Raw genomic sequence first — 10765 nt, 5'->3', positions numbered from 1 at the left:
CCCCGGCGCCCGGGGCTGGGCCGAGGCACCCGACCTGTCCAAGGCCGGGGAGGGGGGGGCTTCGGTTGCTTCCGGAGCCTCCGGTGCTCCCGGCCCCCCCGCGCGCCCGGCCGCCCCGGCCGCCCCGGCCGCCTTCGCGGCGGCGAAGGCCGCGCCCGCGCCGACCGGGCAGCAGTCCCGGCCGTCGACCCGGGCGGAGGACCGGACGGAGGACCGAGCCGAAGGCCGGACGGAGGGCCTGGCGGAGGACCGGGCGGAGGGCCGGGCGGCGGTGGCGCCGACCGCGCCGGTGGAGATCACCTGCCGCGAGGAGCGGATCGACATCAGCACCGAGTGGCACGAGGTGGGCACCACCCGGCTGCGCAAGTACGTGACCACCGAGCAGGTGGAGCGCCGGGTGCCGGTGGTGCGCGAGCGGGTGCGGGTGGAGCGGATCCCGGTGTCGGACGCGGAGCGGGCGGCGCTGAGCGAGCAGGAGATCGCCGAGGCGGTCGAGGAGGTCACCCTGCACGAGGAGCGCCCGGTGGTGCGCAAGTACCTGGCGCCGATCGAGCGGGTGCGCCTGGTGGTGGAGCGGTACACCGAGGAGGAGGTGGTCCGCGAGGAGCTGCGCCGCGAGCAGGTGGAGGTGCACGACGCGACCTCCGGTGCGGTCGGGGACGGCGAGGCGCCGCAGCAGCGCCAGCCGTGGAACGCGCAGCCGCAGTCGCCGGCGGCGGCCCGGGCCCAGCAGGCCGCCGCGAACGGCGGCCCGGAGCACACCCGCCCGGAGCCGCTGCGTTCCTGACGGCGCGCCGGCCGCCCGGCCCCGGTCCGCTCCGGCGGTCCGGGGCCGGGCGCTTTGCCAAAGCTTCACCGATCGATATTTGACATGCTTAAGCATCTCCCGACATCGTTACTTCAGTTCATGCACTATCGCCTGTCTGAAGCAACCTGTCGGAGGAGTCCCCGTGAGTGAGGCACCACAGCCCACCCCCACGGCCAGCAAGCCCACCAGCGCCCGGGTCCTGCCCGCCCTGATCCTGGCCATGCTGGCGTTCAGCGTGGTGCAGACCGCGGTCGTCCCGATCCTGCCGGGCCTGGCCCGCGAGCTGAACGTCTCGGGCTCCAGCGTCACCTGGCTGATGACCGCCAACCTGCTGTCCGCCGCGGTCCTCACCCCGCTGCTGGGCCGCTTCGGCGACCTGCGCGGCCGCAAGCCCATGCTGCTGGTCTCGCTGGCCGGCCTGGTGCTCGGCTCCGCCCTCGCGGTGGGCACCCACTCCTTCACCTGGCTGGTGGTGGCCCGGGTGCTGCAGGGCGCGGGCGGCGGCGTGCTGCCGCTGGCGATCAGCATCGTCCGCGACGAGCTGCCCCGGCACAAGGTCACCGGCGGCGTCGCCGCGATCTCCGCCTCGATGGGCGTCGGCTCCGGCCTCGGCCTGGTCGCCACCGGCCTGCTGCTGGAGCACTGGAGCTACAAGTCGATCTTCTGGATGGGCCTGGTCTTCGGCCTGGTCGCCGTCGCCCTGGTGGTCCTGCGGGTGCCCGCCGACCCGGTCACCGACAAGGAGGGCGGCGCCGACCCGCTCGGCGCCCTCACCCTGGCCGGCTGGCTCTCCGCCCTGCTGATCGCCGTCAGCCAGGGCAACCACTGGGGCTGGACGTCCACCCGCACCCTCGGCCTGTTCGCCGCCGCCGCGGTGATCGCCCTGGTCTGGCTGCTCGTCGAGTCCAAGGTCGCCCACCCGCTGGTCGACCTGTCGATGATGGCCCGCCCCGCCGTCGCCTTCACCAACCTCTCCGGCCTGCTGATCGGCTTCGGCATGTACGGCTCGTTCATGGTGATCAGCAACTTCGCGCAGACCCCGGAGCAGCTCGCCCACTACGGCTTCACCGCCACCGTCCTGCACGCCGGCATCATGCTGCTGCCCTCCGCGATCGGCTCGATGGTCGCCGCCCCGCTCGGCGCCCTGCTGATCGCCCGCCGCGGCCCCCGCCTCCCGCTGGTCCTCGGCGGCTTCCTCGGCGCCGTCTCGATGGCCTACCTGGCGCTGCGCCACGGCGCCGAGTTCGACCTCTACTTCTCCTCCGCGGTCTTCGGCCTCGGCGTCGGCCTGGCCTACGCCGCGATGCCCGCCTACATCAACGGCGCCGTCCCCGCCGAGCAGTCCGGCATCGCCAACGGCATGAACGCCGTGCTGCGCACCGTCGGCGGCGCGATCGGCACCGCCGTGATGAGCGCGATCCTCACCGGCAACACCCTCAAGCTGCCGCTCCCCGTGCAGCTGCCCACCGAGGGCGCCTACCAGAACGCCTTCTGGGTGGCCGGCGCGATGTGCCTGGTCGCCGCCGCCGTCCCGTTCGCCATCCGCGCCGGCCGGCCCGCCCCCGTCCTCCCCGCCGAGCAGGCCGCCCCGGCCCTCACCAAGACCGACGCCTGACGGCGTCCCTCGCGTCCTGGACACACGCGAGCAGCCACGGGTCCCCCGCACCAAGGGCATCGGTGCGGGGGACCCGTGCTGTCCGCCCGCCCCGGCAGCGCGGTGAACCGCCCCCCGCCACCGCGTTCACCCCGCCCCCTCCCCCGCCGGAGACCTGAGCGGCAGCGCCCCCGAAGCCTCCAGCTCCTCGTCGCCCACCGCGAACGTCCGGACCCGGCCCACCCCCGAGTACGGCGTCTCGAAGCGCACCGTCACCCGCCCGACCCCACTGCCCTGCACCCAGCCGGGCCCGAACTCGCGGTGCGTCACGTCCTGCCCGGGCCACCAGCGGCGGGCCGCCGGGTCGACCCGCACCACCTCCTCGACCGTCTCCTCGACCACCGCCGCCGTGCCCGACTCCCGTTCCTCCCGCTCCAGTTGGGCGAACAGGTCCTCCTGGGTGTAGTCCGCGAGCTGGGCCACGCCGACGCCCAGCAGCCGCACCCCGCCCGTCACGTCGACCTGCGTCGCCAGCCGGCGCGCCGTCGCCGCGACCACCTCCTCGTCGTCCGTCGGCCCGCGCAGCGTCTCGGAGCGGGTCAGCGTGGAGAAGTCGAACCGGCGGACCTTCAGCACCACCGTCCGCCCGGAGCGCCCGGCCGCCCGCAGCCGGCGCACGCACCTCGCGGCGAGCTGCTCGATCTCCTGCAGGATCCGCTCCCGGTCGGCGAGGTCGACCTCGAAGGTGTCCTCCACCGACACCGACTTGGCGTCCCGGTCCGGCACCACCGGCCGCTCGTCCCAGCCGATCGCCATCTGGAACACGCCCGCGCCGTGCGCCTTCCCGAGCAGCCCGACCAGCTCCTCGAACCCGGCCTCCGCCAGGTCCGCCACCGTGGTCAACCCGGCCCGGCGCAGCGCCTGTTCGGTGGCGGGACCGATCCCGGGCAGCGCGCGCACCGGCATCGGGGCGAGCACCGACCGCTCGGAGCCGGGCTCGATCAGCACCAGCCCGTCCGGCTTGGCCCGCTCGGAGGCGATCTTGGCCATCAGCTTGGACCCGGCCACGCCGACCGACGCGGTCAGCCCGGTGCGCTCCACGATGTCCGCCCGCAGGTCCTCGGCCACGGCCAGCACCAGCTGCGCCCCCTCGGCCGGCGTGGTCGCGGCGGCCAGCGCGGGCCCGTACGGCCCGGCCTCCAGGTCGACGAACGCCTCGTCCAGGCTGAGCGGCTCGACCAGCGGGGAGCGCTCCCGCAGCAGGGCCATCACGATCTCGCTGTTGGCCCGGTACGCGTCGAACCGGCCGGTCAGGAACGCCGCGTTCGGGCAGAGCCGGCGGGCCTGCGCCATCGGCATCGCCGAGTGCACGCCGAACCTGCGGGCCTCGTAGGAGGCGGTGGAGACCACGCCGCGCCCGCCCAGGCCGCCGACGATGACGGGCTTGCCGCGCAGGCTCGGCTTGGACGCCTGCTCCACCGCGGCGAAGAAGGCGTCCATGTCGAGGTGGATGATGCTCGGCACGGTCCGCACCGTCCGATCATCCCGCGTCGTACTGACATTCCCGCCGCCTACCCGTTCGGGCCGGCACCCGCGTCGGCGCCCCCGCCCGTTCCCCCGTCCGCCTCCGCGTCCGCGAGCGCCCGGGCCACCCCGTCCTCCCGCGGCCCCAGCAGCGTCGGGTCCGGCCGCAGCAGCACGTTCGCCGCCGCCTTCACCGCGCCGCCGATCTCCCGCAGCCCGCCGTACTCCCAGGTGGTGTCGTGCCGCTCCTCCACCCCGACCGCGTACGAGTCGATCCCGGCGGCCCGGCACAGCGCCAGCGCCCGCCGGACGTGGAAGGTCTGACTGACCAGCAGCGCCCGGTCCACGCCGAAGATCCGGTGCGCCCGGCTGCAGGAGTCCCAGGTGTCGAAGCCCGCGTAGTCGCCCACCACCCGCACCGCGGGCACCCCGCGCTCGATCAGGTAGGCGCGCATCGCGTCGGTCTCGTCGTACTGGACGGTGCCGTTGTCGCCGGTCACCAGGATCGCCCGCACCTTGTGCGCCCGGTACAGCTCCAGCGCCGCGTCCAGCCGGTGCGCCAGGTACGGGGAGGGCTCGCCGTCCATCAGCCCGGCGCCGAACACCACGGCGACGGGGGCCTCGGGCGCGCCGGCCACCGTACCGACCTTCGCGGACTCGGCCAGGTACAGCCAGGCGCTCGGCGCCAGCCCCAGCACCGAGCAGAGCACCACCGCCTGGAACCAGCGGCGCTGGCGCCGCCGGTCCGCCGGCCGCACCGCCAGCCACCCGGCCCGGGCCCGCCGCCCCGCGCACCTCAAGATCGTCGACACACCGGCCAGGACGAACGGGACGCCCCCGGCGGTTCCCCGGCCGGGGCCGGCTCAGACCGCGCGGTTGCGGCGCTGCGCCAGCTCGTCGCCCGGGTCGTTGCCGACCAGCGTCTCGCCGGTGTCGGTGCGCTCGCCGTGCAGCCGCCCCAGCGTGCTCTCCAGCTCCTGCCAGACCGCGCCGACCGCGATGCCGAACACGCCCTGGCCGCCGTTCAGCAGGTCGACGACCTGCTGCGGCGAGGTGCACTCGTAGACCGTCGCGCCGTCGCACATCAGGGTCAGCCCGGTCAGGTCCGCCCGGTCGGCGGACTGCAGGTGGGTGACGGCCACTCGGATGTTCTGCAGCGACACGCCCGCGTCCAGCAGCCGCTTGACGATCTTCAGCAGCAGAATGTCCCGGAAGCTGTACAGGCGCTGCGCCCCGGCCGGGTACGCCGAGCGCACCGAGGGCTCCAGCAGGCCGGTGCGCGCCCAGTAGTCGAGCTGCCGGTAGGTGATGCCGGCGGCGGCGCAGGCCGTCGGCCCGCGGTAGCCGACCAGCGCGGACGTCGGGGCGAGCCGCTCGATCGCGGGCTGCCCGGGCTGGACGGCCGGGAAGCGGCCGAGCCTCGGCAGCTCCTCGGCCTCGGGCTCGGGCCGCCAGGGCCGCCCGATCAGGGCACGGCCGGCCCGCGGCACGTGCACCGCGCACAGCGCTCCGGAACGCGTCTCGTCGCCGGTGCCGCTCATCGCCAACCTCCGTCCATTCCGCCCAAGGCCCCACGGGACCCGCAGGAGCCCCAGCGGGCCCCGGGCTGCGGGTGGCCCGTCCGGCGGGCCATCACCTGACGGTAGGCAGTCGCCCAAGCACCGTCAACGATCGCCACGCCGGGGGCTTCCGCAAACTTCACCCCATCGAGTGGTTATTCGTGCCCCATGTGTGGGTAGCAGAACGGATTTCCGGCCCAACCGAGTTGCGACCCGCGGCCGACCGGGCTAGCGCACCGGAGCCCCGCCCGACCGACCCGGCCGCAGCGGGACGCCGGCCGCGCCCGGCCCCGGAACTACTGCGGACCGCCGCCGAAGTCCTCCGGCGAGACCTGGTCCAGGAACTCCCGGAACTTCTCGACCTCGTCCTCCTGCTCGTCCGGGATCGAGATGCCGGCCTCCGCCAGCACCTCCTCGCTCCCGTAGATCGGCGTACCGGTGCGCAGCGCCAGCGCTATCGCGTCCGAGGGGCGCGCGCTCACCTCGACACCACCGGTGAACACCAGTTCCGCGTAGAAGACCCCGTCCCGCAGATCGTTGATCCGCACCTCGGTCAGTTGCTGGCCGAGCGCACCGAGCACGTCCTTGAACAGGTCGTGCGTCAACGGGCGCACCGGCGTCATGCCCTGCTGGGCGAAGGCGATGGCGGTGGCCTCGCCCGGCCCGATCCAGATCGGCAGGTAGCGGTCACCGCCGACCTCCCGCAGCAGCACGATCGGCTGGTTGGAGGGCATCTCCACCCGGACACCCACGACGTCGAGCTCATTCACACCAGCAACCCTATGGCGCGCGCCCCCGATAGGAAAGCGCAGCAGGCAGCGGCCACCGCGATCAGGACCGCCGCCCGCCCGTCCGACACCGGCCGTTCAGGACCGGGCCCGCAGCCCCGCCTGCACCATCGCCGCGTGCAGCCGCACCGACAAGGTGGCCAGTTCCCGCGCCGTCGCCTCCGCGTGCGCCCGGGTCTGCGGGTTGCGGTGCCGCCGCAGCGGCGCCACCACCTGCTCCACCAGCGCCACCTCGCGCTCGGCCGCCGCCTTCATCGCCCGCAGGTGCCGCGGCTCCAGGCCGAACCGGCCCAGCTCCGCCACCAGCCGCGCGATCTGCAGCGCCTCGCCGTCGTACCCGCCGTCCGGGCCCGGCTGCACCAGGCCGTACGCCTCCCACTCGACGAGCTCGCGCTCCTGCGCCTCGGCCGCCGCGATCAGCTCGGCCCGGCCCAGCCGCACCCCGCCGGCCACCGCGGCCGCGGCCGCCAGCTCCCGGTCCGCCTCCTCCAGCGGCCCCGGACGGGACTCCGCCCCCGGCAGCGCCGGCGGCTGCTCGCCGCGCTCGATCGCGTCCAGGTGCTCGCGGATCACCCGCAGCGGCAGGTAGTGGTCACGCTGCATGCGCAGCACGTACGCCAGCCGCTCCACGTCCGCCGCCGAGAACTTCCGGTAGCCGGACGGGGTGCGCTGCGGCTCGACCAGGCCCTCCGCCTCCAGGAACCGGATCTTGGAGATCGTCACCTCCGGGAAGTCGTCCCGCAGGAAGGCCAGCACCGCGCCGATCGACAGCAGCTCGTCACCCCGCCGGCGCGCCTCGCCCGTGCGGCGCGAGGCCGGCACGGGCGAGGACCCGAGGGACGGGGTAGGAATCTGTGGGGTCACTCGGGCTCCAAACGGAGAAGTGGTCAGTACCCCCGGTGGTGACTGGCGAAGAACACCAGCCGGTACTTCCCGATCTGCACCTCGTCGCCGTTGCTGAGCAGCACCTCGTCGATCCGCTCCCGGTTCACGTAGGTGCCGTTCAGGCTGCCCACGTCCGCGACCGAGAAGCCGCCGTCGTGCTGCCGACGGAACTCCACGTGCCGACGCGACACCGTCACGTCGTCTAGGAAGATGTCACCCTGCGGGTGGCGCCCCGCCGTGGTCACGTCCGAGTCCAGCAGGAACCGGCTGCCCGAGTTCGGGCCGCGCTGCACGATCAGCAGCGCCGAGCCCGGCGGCAGCGCGTCGATCGCCGCCATCACCTCGGCCGACAGGGCCGGGGTGGCGCCCGTCGAGGTCGCCGTCGGGTCGTACGACTCGATGCCGGAGATCGAGATGGTCGAGGTGGTCTCCACCGCGCCCTCCGGGAAACCGCCGCCACGCAGCTGGGTCCCGCAGTTCGAGCAGAAACGGGCCTGCGCCGGGTTCTGGTTCCCGCACCGCGGGCACGGGCTGGTGCCAGCCATGTTCACAGCCTCCTGGCGCGGCACACCCGACTGGACGTGCCCGGCATAGGGGTCCGGGGCAAACCCTCCACCGGAGGTTGAGGGTCCTGCCGGGAAACCTATGCGCGGCCCGCCCGCCGAATCAACCGACGCGCCGTAGCCCGCGTCGAACTGCCCGGTCGGGATGCCCGCGCCCTGGGTCACGTCGTCCCGGTACATCGGACGCTGCCCGTCCGGCGCCGGACGCATCGACGGCACCCCGGCGTCCTCCTGCCGGTAGCGCGCGGTCGGCGCCTCGGCCGCCTTCTTGTTGCGGCCGAACAGCTTCGAGAAAAAACTCACGGGCGAATCCCCTTGCGTGTGACAGAACCGCCCGCGGGGCAGGGTTCAAGGCTCGGTGTGGCGGTGGGACCGGCATCGGACCGGAGACTGACGAACGGTAGGACCCAGTGTCGCCGACCCGCCGCGGAAACCCACCACCGGGGGTTGCCCGCAGCTGACGAACCGTACGGAGCGCGCCCCGTCACTTCGCCGCCGGCTTGCCGTACTGCAGCGGCTTCGGCGTGGCCAACGCGTCTACCAGTACCTTCTGCTGCTGAACGATGGTCGCCCGCGCCTGGTGGTTCTCCAGGCTGCGGACCACCCCGCCGGGGATGTTCAGCGCCGGGGCGAGGTCCTGCGGGTTGCCCACCACGGTGAAGCGGAACGGCTGCGAGACGTCCTTCCCGTCGATCCGGACGCCGCCGCCCGACGAGTTGTCGGTGAAGTAGGTGCCGGCCACCACCCGCACGTCGTTGATCTGAATCGCCTCCGCCCCCGCAGCTCGGAGTTCCTGCAGGGTGTCCAGCAGCATATCCGCCTTCACCTGCCCTTGGGGATCATCGATCGTCAGCACGATGCCCGGACCGGTCGCCTGCTCCGTCCCGGCCAGCACGCCCAGCTCGGCCGCCTTCTTCCGGGTCTGCTCCTGGGCCTCCTTGGCCTGGTTGGAGGAGTTCTCCAACTGGGCCAGGGACTGTTCGAGCTGCGTCTTCTCCGACTGGAGACGCTGCTGCTTGCCGTCCAGTTCGTCGAGGATCCGCACCAGGTCCTCCTGCCGGGCCCCGCGCAGCTCGCTGTGGTCGTTGGTCGAGCGCACCTGGATGGCCAGCGCCAGCCCCAGCGCGAACAGCAGCAGCGCCACCACCAGCTGACCCCGCGACACCCGCGGCGGCCACACCGCCGCCTTCAGCCGGGTCCGCCCGTCCGACGGCAGCGGCACCGGCTCCCGCGGGACGGCCGCCGCCACCAGCGCCGGCCCGGGCCGCTCCGCCGCCGCGTCGGCCTCCGCGTCCCCGTCCGCGTTCCCGGGCGTGTCCTGCGGTGCTTCCCCGGCCTCGGCCCCGACCCCGGCGCCGGACCCGGCCTCGGCCTCGGCCCGGGCGGCGGCCGGCAACTCCTCGGCCCGCTCGCCCGCCTCCTGCTCGTCCCGCTCCCGCGGCTCCTTCTCCTCGCTCACAGCCGCTCCCTACGCCCTGAACACGTGCCGACGGATCGCCGCCGCGTTCGAGAAGATCCGGATGCCCAGCACGACCACCACGCCGGTGGACAGCTGCGACCCGACGCCCAGCTGGTCGCCCAGGAACACGATCAGCGCCGCCACCACGACGTTCGACAGGAACGAGACCACGAAGACCTTGTCGTCGAAGATCCCGTCCAGCATCGCCCGCACGCCGCCGAACACCGCGTCCAGCGCCGCCACCACCGCGATCGGCAGGTACGGCACCACCGCGTTCGGCACTTCGGGCTGCACGAACACGCCGACGACCACGCCGATCACCAGACCCAGTACGGCAATCACGGTGTAGCAGCTCCTGTTCCGGTGGAAGTGGAAGGGGAAGGGGACTTCGCGGTCGACCGCGCGGACTTCGACGGCGCCGCGCTCGGCGAACCGGACGACGCACCGGACGGCGACGGCGGTGGGCTCGGCTCGCCGGAGGTCTCCGCGGCCGGCTCGGGGGAGGTCTCCGGCCCGGCGACCCGGAGCGTCACGCCCAGCGCCGCCGGCAGCGTCAGCGACTTCTGCGTCGACAGCGTCGAGCGGATCCCGTAACTGTCCTCGATGATCTTGAGGTAATGGCCGCCCTCGTTGTCCTGGAACGCCTGGGCCAGCCGCGGCCCGTCCCCGATCGCCAGCACCGTGTACGGCGGCACCAGCGGCCGGTTGTCGACCAGGATCGCGTCACCGGCCGCCCGGATCGCCGACAGCGCGGTCAGCCGCTGCCCGTTCACGGACACCGCCTCCGCCCCGGCCAGCCACAGGCCGTTCACGGCGTACTGCAGGTCGTGGTCCTTGACCCGCCCGTTCTTGCCGTAGCCGCCGCCGTTGCGCGGATCGCTGACGTTGCCGCCCGAACCGCTCCCGGACGCGTCGTCGATCACCAGCTTGACGCCCGGCCCGGTGATCTCCCCCGTGCCGGTCTGCGCCGCCAGCGCCGCCGCCCCGCTGTCGTCCCCGGTCTGCAGCGCCGCCTCCTGGGCCCGCTCGACCTTGTCGCGGTCCTGCTCGACCTGGCGCTGCAGGGCGTCCGCCGCCGCGTTGGCCTCGTTGACCCGGGTGACCAGGGCGTCCCGCTCCTTCGCCAGGACGGGCGCCGCGGCGTGCGTGTTCACCGCCCCGACCGTCACCACGACCGTCGCCAGCGCCAGCCCGAGGGCCAGCACCAGCCGGCCCTTGGCCGTCGTCGGCAGCCGCGAGCTGCCCTCCGCCCCGCGGGCCCGGGCCGCCTCCGCGTACCCGTCGTCGAGCGAGTGCTCCATGACCGTGGTCAGCAGGGACATCGAGGCGTCCGGACGGCGGAAGCGCCCCTCCGGATCACTCGGCGTCGGCGTTGCTGGCATGCGGGACATCGTTTCACGACCACGCGGTGCCCCACGACCAGCTCCCGGCCCCGCAGGACGGTTTCGGCACAGGATCGTGACAAACCAGGGTGGGGGGGGGGCCCCCCCCCCCCCGGCCCCCCCCGCGGCCCCCCCCCCCCGCCCCCCCCGCCCCCCCCCCCCCCCCGCCTTGGCAACCAAGAGCTCCACAAAAAACACCACAA

General features: G+C 74.0%; 11 protein-coding genes. 2 read left to right on the top strand and 9 right to left on the bottom strand.

Features of this window, described 5'->3' with window-relative positions:
• A partial coding sequence (locus tag ACWEO5_RS36150) for a DUF2382 domain-containing protein (RefSeq protein WP_452166344.1) occupies positions 1-787 on the top strand: 787 nt, incomplete at its 5' end.
• A gap of 163 nt (positions 788-950) precedes the next feature.
• Positions 951-2423, top strand: coding sequence for an MFS transporter (locus ACWEO5_RS36145; RefSeq protein ID WP_452166343.1), 1473 nt, complete (start codon positions 951-953; stop codon positions 2421-2423).
• Positions 2424-2549: 126 nt separating this feature from the next.
• Here the strand turns inward: ACWEO5_RS36145 and ACWEO5_RS36140 are convergent, their stop codons facing one another.
• From ACWEO5_RS36140 to ACWEO5_RS36100, 9 genes are all read right to left on the bottom strand, one after another.
• The gene (locus ACWEO5_RS36140; RefSeq protein ID WP_452166342.1) at positions 2550-3935 is read right to left on the bottom strand and encodes a DNA polymerase IV; all 1386 of its coding nucleotides are present in this window, start codon (positions 3933-3935) and stop codon (positions 2550-2552) included.
• Between the two features lie 38 nt (positions 3936-3973).
• Positions 3974-4738, bottom strand: a complete 765-nt coding sequence (locus ACWEO5_RS36135; RefSeq protein WP_452166341.1) for a SanA/YdcF family protein — start codon at positions 4736-4738, stop codon at positions 3974-3976.
• Positions 4739-4789: 51 nt separating this feature from the next.
• Entirely contained in the window at positions 4790-5467 is a 678-nt protein-coding gene (locus ACWEO5_RS36130; RefSeq protein ID WP_452166340.1) for a MerR family transcriptional regulator, read from the bottom strand.
• 314 nt (positions 5468-5781) lie between these two features.
• Positions 5782-6255 carry a bifunctional nuclease family protein gene (locus tag ACWEO5_RS36125; RefSeq protein ID WP_380238189.1) on the bottom strand — a complete coding sequence of 158 codons (474 nt, stop codon included), beginning with the start codon at positions 6253-6255 and terminating at the stop codon, positions 5782-5784.
• Positions 6256-6351: 96 nt separating this feature from the next.
• On the bottom strand, positions 6352-7095 hold the full coding sequence (gene ftsR / locus ACWEO5_RS36120; protein WP_452166339.1) for a transcriptional regulator FtsR: 744 nt from the start codon (positions 7093-7095) through the stop codon (positions 6352-6354).
• A 65-nt stretch (positions 7096-7160) separates the two neighbouring features.
• Positions 7161-8024, bottom strand: coding sequence for an FHA domain-containing protein (locus ACWEO5_RS36115; protein ID WP_452166338.1), 864 nt, complete (start codon positions 8022-8024; stop codon positions 7161-7163).
• Between the two features lie 181 nt (positions 8025-8205).
• The gene (locus tag ACWEO5_RS36110; RefSeq protein WP_452166337.1) at positions 8206-9180 is read right to left on the bottom strand and encodes a DUF881 domain-containing protein; all 975 of its coding nucleotides are present in this window, start codon (positions 9178-9180) and stop codon (positions 8206-8208) included.
• Positions 9181-9189: 9 nt separating this feature from the next.
• Entirely contained in the window at positions 9190-9522 is a 333-nt protein-coding gene (locus ACWEO5_RS36105) for a small basic family protein (protein ID WP_043908904.1), read from the bottom strand.
• Positions 9519-10571: a DUF881 domain-containing protein gene (locus tag ACWEO5_RS36100; RefSeq protein ID WP_452166336.1), complete on the bottom strand. Its 1053-nt coding sequence runs from the start codon at positions 10569-10571 to the stop codon at positions 9519-9521. Before ACWEO5_RS36100 ends, ACWEO5_RS36105 begins: the two co-directional genes overlap by 4 nt.
• Positions 10572-10765 lie beyond the last annotated feature (194 nt).

Source organism: Kitasatospora sp. NPDC004272 (assembly GCF_053603035.1).
The sequence above is the reverse complement of the archived record's forward strand: the minus strand, read 5'-3'. Positions and strand labels throughout refer to the sequence as shown.

Excerpts from the sequence above, each read along its gene's own strand:
- ACWEO5_RS36130 (WP_452166340.1), bottom strand. The coding sequence starts at position 5,467 with ATGAGCGGCACCGGCGACGAGACGCGTTCCGGAGCGCTGTGCGCGGTG.
- ACWEO5_RS36100 (WP_452166336.1), bottom strand. The coding sequence starts at position 10,571 with ATGTCCCGCATGCCAGCAACGCCGACGCCGAGTGATCCGGAGGGGCGC.